Raw genomic sequence first — 15,555 nt, 5'->3', positions numbered from 1 at the left:
GTCATTCCGGGGCGCCGCAATAGCGGCGAACCCGGAATCTCGAACTGCTTGATTCCGGGTTCGCTCGTTTCGCGAGCGGGTCCGGAATGACGAGCCAAACAAACAGGAACCTCCAATGAACGCGAAGCCCGGCTTCACCGATTACATCGTCAAGGACATTTCGCTCGCCGATTTCGGCCGCAAGGAGCTCTCGCTCGCCGAGACCGAGATGCCCGGCCTGATGGCCACCCGCGAAGAGTACGGCCCGAAGCAGCCGCTGAAGGGCGCGCGCATCGCCGGCTCGCTGCACATGACGATCCAGACCGGCGTGCTGATCGAGACGCTGGCAGCACTCGGCGCCGACATTCGCTGGGTCTCCTGCAACATCTATTCGACGCAGGACCACGCTGCCGCCGCGATCGCAGCCGCCGGCATTCCCGTCTTCGCCGTCAAGGGCGAGACGCTGACCGAGTACTGGGATTACACCGCAAAACTGTTCGACTGGCACGGCGGCGGTCACCCGAACATGATCCTCGATGACGGCGGCGACGCCACCATGTACGTCCATCTCGGTCTGCGCGCCGAGAACGGCGACGCTGCGTTCCTGGACAAGCCGGGTTCGGAAGAAGAGGAAGTCTTCTTCGCGCTGCTGAAGAAGCAGCTCAAGGACAAGCCCAAAGGCTACTTCGCCGAGATCGCCAAGAGCATCAAGGGCGTGTCCGAAGAGACCACCACGGGCGTGCATCGTCTCTATGACATGCAGAAGGCCGGCACGCTGCTGTGGCCCGCCATCAACGTCAACGACAGCGTCACCAAGTCGAAGTTCGACAATCTCTATGGCTGTCGTGAATCGCTGGTCGACGGCATCCGCCGCGGCACCGACGTGATGATGTCGGGCAAGGTCGCGATGGTCGCCGGCTTCGGCGACGTCGGCAAGGGTTCGGCCGCCTCGCTGCGCCAGGCCGGTTGCCGCGTGATGGTGTCGGAAGTCGATCCGATCTGCGCGCTGCAGGCCGCGATGGAAGGCTACGAAGTCGTGACCATGGAAGACGCAGCTCCCCGCGCCGACATCTTTGTCACCGCGACCGGCAACAAGGACATCATCACCATCGAGCACATGCGCGCGATGAAGGATCGCGCCATCGTCTGCAACATCGGTCACTTCGATAACGAGATCCAGATCGCGGGTCTGCGTAACCTGAAGTGGACCAACATCAAGCCGCAGGTCGACGAGATCGAATTCCCCGACAAGCACCGCATCATCATGCTGTCGGAAGGCCGCCTCGTGAATCTCGGCAACGCGATGGGCCATCCGTCCTTCGTGATGTCGGCCTCCTTCACCAACCAGACGCTGGCGCAGATCGAGCTGTTCGCCAACAACAAGGACGGCAAGTACAAGAAGGAAGTCTACGTGCTGCCGAAGTCGCTCGACGAGAAGGTCGCGCGCCTGCACCTCGCCAAGATCGGCGTCAAGCTCACCGAGCTGCGCAAGGACCAGGCCGACTACATCGGGGTCAAGCAGGAAGGCCCGTACAAGTCGGACCACTACCGCTACTGAGACGCAGCGCCCGTCAAGAACGCACGAAGCCCCGGAGCAATCCGGGGCTTTTTTTGGGGCCTCACGCTGTTGTCGGTCACGCGACCGGAGGACCTCCAGGCTTGCGCGCAAGGACCAGCATGGCTGAAGTCTTTGCACCGAGCGTGCGACGAAGCAGATCAAAACCTGTTACCGCCATCAACGGGAGGCGTGATTTCATCGGATTGAACCATTCCGCAAGCTTTGGCATCGGCAGAACCGTGTTGTAGCGGAGGCCATGGCGGAACGAATGAAGCCAGAAGGAATGTCCGGTCTGGTAGAAAATGCCCGCTGGCTCCAGTCCGGCCTTCTCGACCGCCCGCCCGATGCTCTTGTCGTTGAAGAGGGTCCAATGCCGGGGAATATGAAGTCCGCCCCACCAGCCATTGGAGAAGAGCCGCCGGTCGATCGAGTCGGTATTCGGAGTCTCCAGCGCAAGGATTCCACCGGGAGCAAGCCACTCAGTCAATTTGCGCATCACGGCGATCGGATCTTCTACATGTTCGATCACATGAAACATCGTGATGAGATCAATCGTGCCCGGTTCGATCTCGGTGCAATCCTCGACGCGTCCCGCCCAAACCCTGAACCCGTCACTCTGAAGCTTGGGCAGCGCCGGCGAGGGCAAGTCCATGCCATAGATGCGGTCCCGCGACATCCCCTGTTCCGCGAACTGGTAGAGATAGCGGCCATCGCCGCAACCGACGTCCAGATAGCTGGTCGGTTTCTTCCCCATCCGCTTGGTGATTCCGGCAAGCTTGATGCGATCGAGCATCGCCTTGCCTTTGAGAATGAAGGCCGGCAGCTTTTCCGACATGTCGTAGGCATAGTAGGTCGGCGGATAGATGGTGGACAGCTCACCGTTCGCCGGTCGCGGATCGATCCAGACCGCTTCACACTCGGTGCACTGGAAAAAGGTCCAAAGATTGCGGCACGTCTCGATTTCATAATCGAACCCGTGCGCATATTCGCGCCGATGATCGGACCCACAAACGGGACAATGACTGACGCGCACCGTCTCGATCAGTGGTGCGTTCGCATTGTAGTTCGGCGGAAGACCAATGCCTCGCTCAAGCATGGGATTGCTCGGGCATGACAATTGCGGCGTTGCTCCGCCGCCAATTGGCATACGAGATCAAATAGCCGACATACGATTTTCGCCACACAAGCCGCGTGTCGCCTTTCCTTGCGATCTCCGAGGCGCGTATCAGACGATCAGCCTCGGGCAGGTTGTAGTACGGGATGCTCGGCCAAAGATGGTGGGCCATATGATAGTTCATGTTGTGAGGGGCGAAGAACAGCTTCTCGAACCAATTGCTCTCGTAGGTGATCAATCGCATCGAGCTGTCTGCGTCTTCATCGGCGATCATCATCGAATGCTCGCAGAATACGCGCACGAGATCGGCGCGATAGGCAAGGGCGTAGGTTGGCGCAAGCCAGAGGCACGGATAAGCCCACGCTCCGATCGAATAGCTCAGGCCACCAATCAGAACGAGTTGCCAGGCGGCCAGAAGAAGGATGTCTCGGAGTCGATAGCGCTCGGAGGGTTCGATAGGACTAGCAACGGACTGGGGCGATCGTTTGAAAAACACATTCCTGACGGCCGTCACAAGCGGACTGACGCCACTTAGGAATGCCATGAAGGGGATGACCACATCCTTGCCCTCGTGCACATATTTGAAACGATCGGGGTCGTCCGCGAGGCACGTTGAATGATGGTGCGTCATGTGGTTGCGACGATTGATCCGCGTGATCGCGCCGATCGAGGCGGTCATCGTCAGATCATTCCAGAGATCATTGAGGGTGACCGATCGAAAGAGTCTGCGATGAAGCCCATCATGCATGATGATGTAGAGGCCATAGAAATTCACACCGACGACGAAGAAGGCGAGGACGACTGTGGCAAAGCTTGGCCACAGCGCGACCATCGTCCAGGCCGCCACGATCAATGTCCAGTGGACCACCGTCGCCAAGACGGGAACCCACGGTCTTATCTCATTGAGCCGTCTGAGATCTGACGGCGTGATCAGATTAGCGCGAAACGGCGAATAGGCCTGGACCGACATTTCACGGTGCTCCCAGCGCAGGTCGTTCAAGCGGTCGAAGTACTACCCGCAATGGAAGCGAATATAAAGTAGTTCTACTCGCAAAAGATCGACTCGATCGCCGGATTGGTCTGTCGTTTACCGTGGATCCACGTTCGATCGAGCCGCTCCGCGGTCGGAGCCGGTTCCGAGCGAGCCAATGCCTTGGAGCCGTGCGCGGGGCGACGTCGTTGGCGCGTGGGGAATGCGCGTGGACCAACAAGAAGACCAAAAAGGTCGCGAAGACGCCGAAGTTCGAGTTCTGGCGCTTCCAGGACAGGAAGGCGGTGAATTCCACGAGTATTTCGACACCACCTGTGCCTCCAGTGTGGCCATCTCCTGACGGTTGCAATTCGGCGCGGCGCTGCCCATGCTGTGCCCAGGGAGAGCGCCATGGCCGAAGCCGCAGAACATGTCGACGTCATCATCGTCGGTGCCGGCCTGTCAGGCATCGGCGCGGGCTATCACTTGCAGACCAAGTGCCCGACCAAGAGCTACGTCATCCTGGAGGGGCGCGACTGCATCGGCGGCACCTGGGACCTGTTCCGCTATCCCGGCATCCGCTCCGACAGCGACATGTTCACGCTCGGCTATTCGTTCAAGCCGTGGACCGATCCGAAGGCGATCGCGGATGGGCCGCAGATCTTGAACTATGTGCGCGAGACCGCAGCCGAGAACGGCATCGAGAAGCACATCCGTTTCCGCCATGGCGTCAAGCGGGCTTCGTGGTCGACGCCGGACGCACGCTGGACCATTGAGGCCGAGCGCATCACGGGCGAGGGCGCCACCGAGCTGGTGTGCTTCACCTGCAATTTCCTGTTCATGTGCTCGGGCTATTACAAATACGAGGCGGGCTATACGCCGGAGTTCAGGGGCGCCGCTGATTTCGCCGGCCGCATCGTCCATCCGCAGAAATGGACCGAGGACATCGACTACGCGGGCAAGCGCGTCGTGGTGATCGGCTCGGGCGCGACCGCGGTGACGCTGGTTCCGGAGCTCGCCAAGAAGGCGGCGCAGGTCACCATGCTGCAGCGCTCGCCGACCTACGTGGTGTCGCGCCCGGCGCAGGATCCCGTCGCCAACAAGATCCGCCGTAATCTGCCGACGCAGCTTGCCTATCATGTCATCCGCTGGCGCAACGTGATGTGGGGGATGTTCTTCTTCCAGCTCAGCCGGCGGCGGCCTGCGAAGGTCAAGGAGCTCGTCCTCAAGGGCGTGCAGATGGCGCTTGGCCCCGACTACGACGTCGCCACCCATTTCACGCCGCGCTACAATCCCTGGGACCAGCGGCTCTGCCTCGTGCCTGATGGCGATCTGTTCAAGGCGATCCGCGAGCAGCGCGCCTCCGTCGTCACGAGCGAGATCGACACGTTCACGCGCGACGGCATTCAACTGAAGGATGGCAGCGAACTTGCGGCCGACATCATCGTGACGGCGACCGGGCTGGTGCTCCAGGTCGTCGGCGGTCTCGACGTCAGTGTCGACGGCCGTGCCGTCGATTTCGCCAATACGCTGACCTACAAGGGCATGATGTATGCGGACGTGCCCAACATGGCCTCCGCCTTCGGCTACACCAATGCGTCCTGGACGCTGAAATGCGACCTCACCTGCGAATATGTCTGCCGGCTCATCAACTATATGGACCGGCACAATTTCCGGCAGTGCATGCCGCATAATGACGACCCCGAGATCACCGCGCAGCCGTCGCTGGACTTCACCTCGGGCTATGTGCAGCGCTCGGTGGCCAAGATGCCGAAGCAGGGCTCGAAGCAGCCGTGGCGGCTGTACCAGAACTACGCGCTCGACATCGTCTCCCTGCGCTTCGGCCGGATCGACGACGGCGTGATGCGATATTCCTGAACGCGCCGCCGCCTGTGGTTATGCCTTGCGTGTGGCAAGTGCCAGTGCAAGGTCGATCGCGAGCGCCAGTACCACCGCGCCGCCGCCGAGTCCGAACAGCACCAGATAATCGCCGCCGGTCTGCGCGTAGATCCAGGAGAAGCCGTAAGCGGCCGCGGCCTGGAACAGTGCAAAGCTGGTGGTGGCATGGCTCCAGGTCGCGCGCTGCTGCTCGGCAGAGTGCGGAACGAGTTCATGGATACGTCCGAGCACCAGTGGCACGATGCCGGGCGTGAAGCCGCCGACCACGAGGCTCGATACGATCAGCGAAAGAGGTGCGGTACTGACAGTCGGCAGCAGCACGGCGGCCGCCTCGATCAGAAAGGCCGCGCGCAACGTCGGACCGAACCCGGCGCGGTCACCGAGATGGCCGGTGATGAGCGGACCGACGATGGCGCCGAGACCGTACAGCACCCAATAGCGCGATCCCGCGGCAATGCCCTGGCCGAGGCCGCGCGCCACGAAATCGACGATGAAGACCATGTGCGGCACCAATGCCACCGCGTTGAGACCGTACTGGATCAGCAGCGCGCGGGCGATAGCCGAGATTTGACGGGGCCTGGTTTGAGAAAGCGGAGTGCTGTTCGCTTCGGCGGGCCAGTTCCACCAGCTCGCGAGCGTGAGCAGGGCGGAGAGCACGCCGAGACCATGCCAGCTCTGCTGCAATCCCTGTTGCAGCAGCAGTGGCACCAGCGTGCCCGATGCGGCGACGCCGAGGCCGACGCCGGCGAAGATCACGCCGCCGACGATGCCACGCCTTGCGGCTGAGGTGTGCGGCAGAATGACGGAGGCCGCCAGCACCATGATGATTCCGCCGGTGAGGCCGGAGAGGAAGCGCCAGGCGAAGAACCACGTGAACGACACCGGCGATGAGCTGGCGAAGAAGGAGAGGGTCGCAAGCAGCATCATCGCCCGCAACGCGCGAACCGCGCCGATGCGGCTGGCGGCACTCCGTGCCGCGAGCGCGCCCGCGAGATAACCGGCGAGGTTCGCAGCACCGAGATAGACGACGTCCGATGCGCTGAACCATTTTGCCGCGATCAGGGCCGGGATCAGCGGCGTGTAGGAAAAGCGGGCGAGGCCGAGTCCGACCAGCGAAGCGGACAATCCCGCCACCGCATATTGCCAGGTCCGCTGCGAGGAATGTTGCTTTGACGAGGTCTCTCGTGAGGCCGATGCCGCCTTCGGATGCGGCCGAGCCCCGGCGTGTGGTTTCAGATCTGCGTTGGTCATGTCACCCTCGTGCGCGCGATCGCGTGCGGATCATCCTGTCTGGGCGGCGCGGCGGCGCCGGAACTCCGGCACGGGCAGGCCGCCCCAGCCCCAATTGTCGGTGTCGACTTCCTCGATCACGACGAAGGTCGAATCGAGCGGCTTGCCGAGCACGTCGAGCAGCAGCTGGCTCGACCCCTTGATCAGCGCGGCTTTCTCCTCCGCGGTGAGCGACGCCGCCCCCGGCGCCGTTCCTTCGCGAGTCACTTGAATGGTGACGATGGGCATTGTGGCACTCCTCCCACGCTCAGTGGCCGGCGCTCTGGCCGCCGTCGACATGCAGGATCTCGCCGGTGACGAAGGAGGCGCCCTCGAGATAGAGGACGGCACCGACGATGTCGGACATCTCACCCATGTGACCGACCGGGTGCAGCGCGCTGAGCTGGGCATGGGTCGCGGCCGGGTGCATCGGCGACTTGATGATCCCTGGCGAGACCGCATTCACGCGAATGCCGCGCCTGGCATATTCGATTGCAAGCGACTTGGTCGCGGCGTTGAGGCCGCCCTTGCTCAGCGAGGCTAGCACCGAGAGGATGTTGGAATTGGCTTGATCGGTCAGCGTGGTCGTGATCTGGACGACGTGGCCCGAACCCTGCTTCTCCATCTCGGCGATGGCGAGCTGCGTGATGTGGAAGAAGCCCGCGACATTGGTGCCCATCACCGCCGCGTAATCCTCGGCCGTGTACTGCGTGAACGGCTTTGCGACGAAGATGCCGGCATTGTTGACCAGCGTGTCGACGCGCCCGAAGCGGGCGACGGCCTGCGAAACCACACGCTCGGCGGTGCTCCGCTCAGTGATGTCGCCCGCCACGGCGAGGACGTCGTCGTCACCCGACGGCTTGATGGAGCGTGCGGTTGCGACGACGCGGTAGTTGCGATCGCGAAAACCCTGGACCAGGGCGGCGCCGATGCCCTGCGAAGCACCGGTGATGATGGCGACTTTCTGCTCGATACCCATAACGGGCTCCTGTTGTTGGCCTTGAGAACCTGCGCCAGCACTCGGCTGGCTTGGGTGGTGAGGTACGCCGGGGTAGCCCGGCTGCGAATACACGCCGTCCGGCAGACACTCTTTCGCGGCGCGAACGAATGCCGGGTCGGCGCCTGCCGACGGTTGTCGCCGCGGAGGGGAACGCCTAGCCTGCGGCCGGAATCTGAGGGGGCGGCGGGAAGGCATGGATCGTCTGGATGCGATGAAAGTGTTCGTCCTTGCAGTGGACGAGGGCAGCCTGGCCGCCGCCGGCCGCAAGCTCGGCCGCTCGCCGGCGGCGGTGAGCCGCGCCATCGCTTTTCTCGAGGAGCGGGTCGGCGCTGAGCTGCTGCACCGGACGACGCGCTCGATCAAGCTCAGCGAGGAGGGCGAGCGCTATGTTGCGATCTGCCGCCGCGTGCTCACCGAGCTGGAGGAGGCCGACGACATCGCGGCCGGACCGCGCTCGGCGCCGCGCGGCCTGCTCACGATCACCGCTCCGGTGGTGTCGGGCGAGATGGTGCTGCGGCCGATCCTGGATGCGTTTCTCGATGCCTGTCCGACGGTGTCGGCCAAGCTGTTGCTGTTCGATCGCGCGGTCAATCTGATCGAGGAGGGTATCGACATCGCGCTTCGCATTGGCCCCCTCGCGGATTCGGCGATGGTGGCAATGCGGGTCGGCGAGATCAGCCGCGTGGTCGTGGCAGCCCCGCGCTATCTGAAGCAGCATCCCCGCATCACCGAGCCCGGCGATCTCGCCAAGCATCAGATCGTGGCGATGGCCCATCTGCCCAATTCCTGGACCTTCGCGCCGCAGGCCGGTGGGTCGGTGCCGCGTACGGTCCAGTTCACGCCGCGTCTCATCGTCAACAGCACCTACGCGGCCGTAGCCTCCGCCGTTGCCGGCCGCGGCGTCGCGCGGATGTATTCGTACCAGGTGGCCGAGGAGGTTGCGCGCGGCGAGCTCGAGATCGTGCTGGCCGCCGAGAAGGATCCGGAGATGCCTGCGCACCTGATCTGCCCGCAGGGCCGGCTCTCGGTGCCGAAGGTGCGGGCCTTCACCGACTTTGCCGTGCCGCGGCTGAAAAAGCACTTTGCGCAGCTCAAGAAGAGCGTCGCTGCACGCTGAGCATCGCTGCCGCCAATGCGTTGTTTTGCGTATTCGGTGGTCGGGGTGAATCGGCCACTCTGTCCAAACGGTTAACGCCGGATTAACCGCGGACTCCTAGCCTGTCTCGGCCGGGGTTACTCGCAAGGCCGAGGTGAGCCTAATGGAAGCCCAGAAGATCGCGGTCGACGCCGTCGTCGCGCTGACCGATTGCGACCGCAGCGCTGTCGTTGCCTTTATCCGCCAGCTCTATCTCGCCGGGGTGACCGACCCCAAACGTCTGACCTTCAAAGGTCTGCAGGCGCTCTCGCGGGCGTGATTGGTTGGTTTCGGCGTAACGGCGCTGATCCTCGGCCTCATCGTCTTCGGTACCACATTAAGTGTGGCACGATCCGTTGGCGGATTACGCTACACCCATCCGACCTACGATTTCTGCGGTGATCCCGCGCGTGTCTAGTGATGGTGTTTGTGCCCTGCGGAGCTATCAGGATGCTGATAGCCTCGCAGCTCGGCGTATCTTTGCATTTGGCTCTGATTGAGCAAGGCCGCAGTCGACACGTGATATTTGAGGTGGCTCTCGCGGAGCCGGCCCTGCGTTTCCGAAATGGCGACGATGGTCGCCTTGAGCGACTCCGGCGTCACGGCGCGGGCAGAGAACAGGTTGTCCAACTCCCTCTCTTGCTCCACGAGCTTGTTGCCCAGCGGGACCGTCTCTTGCTTCATCGAATCGAAGAGGGTCTGAATCTCGGCGCGCTGATCCGCGGTCAGTTCGAGGCGATCACCGAGCTCGAGAACGTGACTGGGACCGGGATATCCATTCAGTTCAGCGGCAAGCGCCAGGCCCATACCGCGTCCGCTCTGGAGATCGTCGACCTGCTGGTGCGACAGCGCCTTGATGGGACGCTGTTCGAGGCCGGCATAGGGCTTGCTGGACTGAGCGCTGGCAGCGTTGCAGGTGACGACAAGCGTGGCCGCAAGGAGAAGGCGTCTCATGAGTCTGGCTCCATGAAATCAGTGCCGGCCGGTCGATCTCCGCCGGGGTGCTCTCGAAGTCCATATCTTGCTGGAAGGTCTGTCCCATGGCAACAAAGCTTGCCGTGATCGAGTAGCCGAAGATGGAGCAGGTGATGGCCCTCTTGCCGACGGCCGACAGCGAGACGAAGCAATTCTTCCTGGGGTGGCTGGAAACCTTCGCCGGTTACGTCCGCGAGGTCGACTACGCCTCGGCGCGGCCGCTCTTCCATCCGGATGTGCTTGCCTTCGGCACGCATAACGATGTTATCCCCGGTCTCGATCAGTGGGTCTCGACGCAATGGGACAACGTGTGGCCGAAGACGACGGACTTCCGTTTCGTGCTCGATCAGACCTCGGTCCTGGCATCTCGCGACGGCACGATGGCCACGGTGATCGCGCCGTGGACGAGCACGGGATATCATCCCGACGGCAGCGCGTTTGCGCGCCCCGGCCGGACGACGATGGTGTTCACGTGGAACGGTGACGGGTGGCTGTGTGCCCATTCGCACATGTCGCTCAATCGCGGTGTGCCGCAGGTGAGCCACGCCAATCGTCCGGTGAAGGCCTGGTAGAAAACGCGAAAGGCCCCGGATGCGACCGGGGCCTTGATTTTGATACGTAGGGCGGATTAGCGAAGCGTAATCCGCCGTTCGGCAATAACAGCAATCGACAGTGGTAATGGCCGCGCGAAGGTGGCGGATTACGCTTTCGCTAATCCGCCCTACGCTTCGAACTTATTCAGGCTGGCCGATGCTCACCTTCAGCGTGCCGACGCCGTCGACGCCGCATTCGAGCTTGTCGCCGGGTTGGAGCTGGGAGACGCCGGCGGGGGTGCCCGTCATGATGATGTCGCCGGCCGCGAGCTTCACCTGCTGGGAGAGCTGCCAGATGATCTCGGGCACGTTCCAGATCAGCTCGGCGAGGTCGCCCTTCTGAGCCTCCTTGCCGTTGACCGTGAGCCAGATCTTGCCCTTGGCGGGATGGCCGATCTTGGAGGCCGGCTGAATCGCGGAGCACGGAGCGGAGCTGTCGAACGACTTGCCGATCTCCCAGGGACGCTCCTTCTTGCGCGAGGCGATCTGGAGGTCGCGGCGGGTGAGATCGATGCCGACGGCGTAGCCATAGACGTGATCCAGCGCCTTGTCGGCGGGGATGTTCAGGCCGCCGCTCTTCATCGCGACGATCAGCTCGACCTCGTGATGCAAATCCTTGGTCAGCGGCGGATAGGGAATGGTGGCGCCGTCCGGCACCAGCATGTCGGCGTGCTTGGCGAAGAAGAACGGCGGAGCGCGCTCGTCATTGCCCATCTCGCGGATGTGCTCGAGATAGTTGCGGCCGACGCACCAGATGCGGCGCACCGGATAACGGCCGCTTTCGCCGACGACGGGAAGCGAAGCCTGGGGCGGAAGCGGGATGACGTAGGAGGCGGCGTTCATGCGGGTCTCGCTGCTCTTGAGGTGAAGTGGAATTCTATGCGGTTGCGCTGATCGGCGCCAGAGCGCCGGCATCGTAGTGTTGCAGGCGGAAGAACGAGGCATAGCGGCCGCCGCGGCGGAGCAACTCGTCATGCCGCCCCTGCTCGACGATCTCGCCGCCCTCGATCACCAGGATCGCGTCGGCATGCATGATGGTGTGCAGGCGATGCGCGATCACGATGGTGGTGCGGTTCTGGCAGAGATGCTCGATCGCCTCCTGCACCTGCCGCTCGGATTCGGAATCGAGCGCGGCGGTGGCTTCGTCCAGCAGGATGATCGGTGCGTTCTTGATCAGCGCGCGCGCCACGGCGATGCGCTGGCGCTGGCCGCCTGAAAGCTGCGTGCCGTGCTCGCCGACCGGTGTGTCGTAGCCAAGCGGGAAGCCCATGATGAAATCATGCGCGCAAGCCGCTTTCGCCGCCTCGGTGATCTCCTCCTCGCTCGCGCCGGGCCGGCCGAAAGCGATGTTGTTGCGGATGGTGTCGCGGAACAGATAGACGTCCTGCCCGACATAGGCGGTCTGCGCCCGCAGCGATTTGCGAGAGATTGCGCCGATCGACTGGCCGTCGATCACGATGTCGCCTTGCGTCACCTCATAGAAGCGCAGCAGCAGCGCCAGCACGGTCGACTTGCCGCCGCCGGAGGGCCCGACCAGCGCGGTGACCTTGCCGGGCTCCGCCACGAAGCTCATCCGGTTGAGCACGGTCTCATTGGCGCGATAGGAGAAGCTGACATCGCGCAGCTCGATCCGGGCGTCGGAGAGCTTCAGCGCCGGCTTGTCGTCGTCGGAGTGCTCGCTCGCCGGGCTGTCGACCACTTCGAGCAGCATGCGCGCGCCGACGAGCTGGCTGTTCAAATCGATGTTGAGCCGCGCCAGCCGCTTAGCGGGCTCGGTCGCCATCAGGAAGGCGGTCATGAAGGAAAAGAACGCGCCCGGCGTGGCGTTGAGCGCGACCACGCTGTAGCCGCCATAGAGCAGGCAGCCGGCTACCGCGAATCCGCCGAGCATCTCCATCAGCGGGTTGGAGCGGTTGGCGACGCGCGCCATCTTGTTGGCGTTGCGCTCGACGATGGCGATGTTCTCGTCGATGCGGCTCTGCATCGTGTCTTCGAGCGTGAACGCCTTCACCGTGCGGATGCCTTGCAGCGATTCCTGCATGGTCTCCATGATGTCGGCGGTGCCGGTGAACTGGTTGTAGGCGAGGCCCTTGATGCGCTTGACCAGCTTGCGCAGCACCAGCATCGCCGGCGGCACCACGACGAGGCCGATGAACGACATCACCGGGTCCTGCCACACCATCACGCCGATCATGGCGAGCAGCATCATGAGGTCGCGCCCGACGGCGTTGACCAGCATGTTGAGCACGTCGGTGATCGATTTTGCGCCGGCCGTCAGCCGCGCCAGGAATTCAGACGAATGCCGCTCGGAGAAGAAGCCGACGCTCTCGCGCATCAGTTTTGCAAACAGCTGGCGCTGGTTGGTAGCGAGGATGGCGTTGCTGATCTTGGTCAGGATCACCATGTGGCCGTAGGTCGCCACGCCCTTGATGAAGAGCAGGATCACTGTGATCCCGGAAAACATCGCGATGCCCGGGATGTTCTTGTCGACATAGGCCTGGTTGATGACCTGGCCGAGCACATAGGTCGCGCCTGCCGTTGCACCCGCGGCGACCGCCATCAGCGCGAAGGCGACGAGGTAGCGCCGCCAATAGACGACCCCCTGTTCCGTGACCAGGCGGCGAATCAGGACCGCTGCCGCATAGGGATCGTCGGTGATTTTCTTTGGAAACTGAGCCATCCGGTGTCCATTGACGGCGCAGGAAAGCCTGCCCGCACGTCAGGGATCGAATGGCCTCTGTGCCCGCTCAAGCGGGGTTTTTCAAGCCCAATTAAGGGCTTGCGCTCAGATGGAATCTAGGCCGAGGCGGCGTGGCGGAGCTCGCCATGGCGCTCGTGGAACAGCTTGTCCTCCCACGCCAAAGCGTGGGCCGCGATGGTCTCGAGGTTCTCGTATTGCGGCTTCCAGTCCAGCAGGCCGCGGATGCGGCTGGTGTCGGCGACCATGGTCATGATGTCGCCCGGCCGGCGCGGGGCGTATTGCACGGCGAAGCTGCGGCCCGAGACCCGGCGCACGGCGTCGATTGTTTCCAGCACCGAATAGCCGCGGCCATAGCCGCAATTCAGCGTCGTCGAGGCGCCGCCGTTGCGCAAATAGGCCAGCGCCGAACGATGCGCCTGCGAGAGATCCGTGACGTGGATGAAGTCGCGGATGCAGCTGCCGTCGGGGGTCGGATAATCGGTGCCGAACACGTCGATCTTGGCGCGCTGGCCGGTCGCGGCCTCGACCGCGATCTTGAGCAGATGCGTGGCGCCGACGGTGGCAAGGCCAATGCGCGCCTGCGGATCGGCGCCGGCGACGTTGAAATAGCGCAGGGTGACGTATTGCATGCCGTAGGCGGCGGCGACGTCGTGCAGCATGATCTCGGTCATCAGCTTCGACGAGCCGTAAGGCGACAGCGGCCGCGTCGGCGCGTGCTCGGGCACGGGCACCTGGTCCGGATTGCCGTAGACGGCGGCGGTCGAGGAAAAGATGAAGCGCCCGATGCCGCGCTTGACCGCGACATTGAGCAGGTTGCGGGCGGTCGTGAAATTATTGCGGTAGTAGCCAAGCGGATCGCGCATCGAATCCGGCACGACGACGGAGCCCGCGAAATGGATGATGCTCTCGATGTTGTGCTGCGCGATCACGCCTTCGAGCAGGTTCTCGTCGCCGGCATCGCCGATGAACAGCGGCACGCCCTCAGGCAGATAGGCGGAAAAACCAGTCGAGAGATCGTCGATCACGACGACGTCCTCGCCGGCTTCCGCCAGCGCGAGGACCGTGTGACTTCCGATATAGCCGGCGCCGCCGGTGACTAGCACAGTCATGATCTCACCCGTCTTCGATCAACGCGCAAAACTAGCGCTTGCGTGGTGAAGAGGGGGTATCGGCGCGGCTGAACTGGTCACTATGCTTAATGTTGCGTATAGGGACTTTGCGAAACGGAGCATGACGTGGCCAATTCCCCCGGCGATCTCGAAGTGATCGTGCCAAATCTGCACAGGCGCTATTCCGGGGTCACCGCGACCAACCGGATGGTGGCGCCGCGGCTGGCGAAACTGTACCGCGCCGCCTGGTTCGGCTCGCATGCGCCCGCTGGGATTGCGCGGCTGAGCGTTGCCGATTTCCTGAAGCTATGGCGCCGCAAGGCGCCGCTGATCTGGCATGCGCGGCGCAACAACGAGATGATCGCGGGCGTCGCGCTGCGCGCGTTCGGCTGGCCGTTGAAACTCGTGTTCACCTCGGCGGCGCAGCGGCACCACAGCTGGATTACGCGCTGGCTGATCCGGCGCATGGACGCGATCATCGCGACATCAGATCTCTCGGCTTCGTTCCTGAAAGTGCAGGCGACCGTGATCCCGCATGGCGTCGACACCGACATCTATGCGCCGCCGACCGACCGCGCTGCTGCGTTCACGGAGGCCGCGCTGCCCGGCCGTTACGCCATCGGCTGCTTCGGACGTGTGCGCGCGCAGAAGGGCACCGATTTGTTCGTCGACGCGATGTGCCGCCTGTTGCCGCGCTATCCCGATTTCACCGCCGTGATCGTTGGTCAGGTCACGGCCGAGCAGACGCCCTTTGCGAACGAGCTGAAAAAGCAGATCGAAGCGGCCGGCCTGCAATCGCGCATCGTCATCACCGGCGAACTGCCGATCGAAGCGGTGCAGCGCTGGTATCAGCGGCTGACGATCTACGCCTTCACCTCGCGCAACGAGGGTTTTGGGCTGACGCTGATCGAGGCGATGGCGGCCGGCAGCGCGCTCGTCGCCGCACGCGCCGGTGCGGCCGAGCTGGTGGTCGAGGATGGCGTGAGCGGCGTGCTGGTCCCGACCGGCGATGCCAATGCGTTGGCTGCGGCGCTGGAGCCGCTGATGCGCGATGTCGATGCCGCGACGGCGATAGGCGAGAGGGGCCGAGCGCGGGTGCTCGAAAAATTCAGCCTCGATGCGGAAGCGGCGCGGATCGGCCAGGTCTATCGGCCACTGCTTTGAGCGGCCAGTGTCGCGCCGGCAAACAAAAACCGCGAAAACAACCCCATGCACAGTAGCCGCGGCCAGCAAAATCAACGGCTTGGCGGCTG

At 63.4% G+C, this 15,555-nt stretch carries 16 protein-coding genes; 7 read left to right on the top strand and 9 right to left on the bottom strand.

The features are described from left to right. Positions 1-115: 115 nt before the first annotated feature. Positions 116-1,537, top strand: a complete 1,422-nt coding sequence (gene ahcY / locus CV770_RS32545; protein WP_104465264.1) for an adenosylhomocysteinase — start codon at positions 116-118, stop codon at positions 1,535-1,537. A 76-nt stretch (positions 1,538-1,613) separates the two neighbouring features. Here the strand turns inward: ahcY and CV770_RS32540 are convergent, their stop codons facing one another. Beyond that, entirely contained in the window at positions 1,614-2,633 is a 1,020-nt protein-coding gene (locus tag CV770_RS32540) for a class I SAM-dependent methyltransferase (protein WP_161500049.1), read from the bottom strand. Continuing rightward, positions 2,626-3,621: a fatty acid desaturase family protein gene (locus CV770_RS32535; RefSeq protein WP_146101391.1), complete on the bottom strand. Its 996-nt coding sequence runs from the start codon at positions 3,619-3,621 to the stop codon at positions 2,626-2,628. Before CV770_RS32535 ends, CV770_RS32540 begins: the two co-directional genes overlap by 8 nt. A gap of 229 nt (positions 3,622-3,850) precedes the next feature. Here CV770_RS32535 and CV770_RS43945 point away from each other — a divergent pair, with 229 nt between their 5' ends. Then, entirely contained in the window at positions 3,851-3,982 is a 132-nt protein-coding gene (locus tag CV770_RS43945) for a hypothetical protein (RefSeq protein WP_283811424.1), read from the top strand. Between the two features lie 50 nt (positions 3,983-4,032). Next, on the top strand, positions 4,033-5,499 hold the full coding sequence (locus CV770_RS32530; RefSeq protein WP_104465261.1) for a flavin-containing monooxygenase: 1,467 nt from the start codon (positions 4,033-4,035) through the stop codon (positions 5,497-5,499). A gap of 18 nt (positions 5,500-5,517) precedes the next feature. Here CV770_RS32530 and CV770_RS32525 read toward each other — a convergent pair whose 3' ends face one another. Genes CV770_RS32525 through CV770_RS32515 form a run of 3 tightly spaced genes read right to left on the bottom strand, consistent with a single transcriptional unit; the run spans position 5,518 to position 7,768 of the window. Then, positions 5,518-6,771: a YbfB/YjiJ family MFS transporter gene (locus CV770_RS32525; protein ID WP_104465260.1), complete on the bottom strand. Its 1,254-nt coding sequence runs from the start codon at positions 6,769-6,771 to the stop codon at positions 5,518-5,520. A 30-nt stretch (positions 6,772-6,801) separates the two neighbouring features. After that, the gene (locus tag CV770_RS32520; RefSeq protein WP_201760145.1) at positions 6,802-7,038 is read right to left on the bottom strand and encodes a tautomerase family protein; all 237 of its coding nucleotides are present in this window, start codon (positions 7,036-7,038) and stop codon (positions 6,802-6,804) included. Positions 7,039-7,057: 19 nt separating this feature from the next. Then, complete coding sequence (locus CV770_RS32515; protein ID WP_104465258.1) at positions 7,058-7,768, bottom strand: SDR family NAD(P)-dependent oxidoreductase; 711 nt, start codon at positions 7,766-7,768, stop codon at positions 7,058-7,060. Between the two features lie 214 nt (positions 7,769-7,982). Here CV770_RS32515 and CV770_RS32510 point away from each other — a divergent pair, with 214 nt between their 5' ends. Together CV770_RS32510 and CV770_RS42870 are read left to right on the top strand one after the other, a co-directional pair. After that, entirely contained in the window at positions 7,983-8,906 is a 924-nt protein-coding gene (locus CV770_RS32510) for a LysR family transcriptional regulator (RefSeq protein ID WP_104465257.1), read from the top strand. 142 nt (positions 8,907-9,048) lie between these two features. Next, positions 9,049-9,204, top strand: coding sequence for a hypothetical protein (locus CV770_RS42870; RefSeq protein ID WP_018317399.1), 156 nt, complete (start codon positions 9,049-9,051; stop codon positions 9,202-9,204). Between the two features lie 134 nt (positions 9,205-9,338). On the opposite strand, the gene CV770_RS32505 is transcribed toward CV770_RS42870, so the two are convergent. Then, complete coding sequence (locus CV770_RS32505; RefSeq protein ID WP_104465256.1) at positions 9,339-9,878, bottom strand: Spy/CpxP family protein refolding chaperone; 540 nt, start codon at positions 9,876-9,878, stop codon at positions 9,339-9,341. A gap of 134 nt (positions 9,879-10,012) precedes the next feature. Between CV770_RS32505 and CV770_RS32500 the strand changes: the two genes are divergently transcribed. Then, positions 10,013-10,471, top strand: coding sequence for a YybH family protein (locus tag CV770_RS32500; RefSeq protein ID WP_104465267.1), 459 nt, complete (start codon positions 10,013-10,015; stop codon positions 10,469-10,471). A gap of 162 nt (positions 10,472-10,633) precedes the next feature. Here the strand turns inward: CV770_RS32500 and CV770_RS32495 are convergent, their stop codons facing one another. From CV770_RS32495 to galE, 3 genes are all read right to left on the bottom strand, one after another. Beyond that, complete coding sequence (locus tag CV770_RS32495) at positions 10,634-11,335, bottom strand: fumarylacetoacetate hydrolase family protein (protein ID WP_104465255.1); 702 nt, start codon at positions 11,333-11,335, stop codon at positions 10,634-10,636. 34 nt (positions 11,336-11,369) lie between these two features. Continuing rightward, positions 11,370-13,172, bottom strand: a complete 1,803-nt coding sequence (locus CV770_RS32490; RefSeq protein WP_104465254.1) for an ABC transporter ATP-binding protein — start codon at positions 13,170-13,172, stop codon at positions 11,370-11,372. 116 nt (positions 13,173-13,288) lie between these two features. Further along, on the bottom strand, positions 13,289-14,302 hold the full coding sequence (gene galE / locus CV770_RS32485; RefSeq protein WP_104465253.1) for a UDP-glucose 4-epimerase GalE: 1,014 nt from the start codon (positions 14,300-14,302) through the stop codon (positions 13,289-13,291). 126 nt (positions 14,303-14,428) lie between these two features. Between galE and CV770_RS32480 the strand changes: the two genes are divergently transcribed. Further along, positions 14,429-15,466 carry a glycosyltransferase family 4 protein gene (locus CV770_RS32480; protein WP_104465252.1) on the top strand — a complete coding sequence of 346 codons (1,038 nt, stop codon included), beginning with the start codon at positions 14,429-14,431 and terminating at the stop codon, positions 15,464-15,466. Positions 15,467-15,555 lie beyond the last annotated feature (89 nt).

The sequence above is a fragment of the Bradyrhizobium sp. AC87j1 genome (assembly GCF_002936975.1).
Lineage (GTDB): Bacteria > Pseudomonadota > Alphaproteobacteria > Rhizobiales > Xanthobacteraceae > Bradyrhizobium > Bradyrhizobium shewense.
Note: the sequence above shows the minus strand (reverse complement) of the source record. Positions and strands in the feature narration are given on the sequence as shown.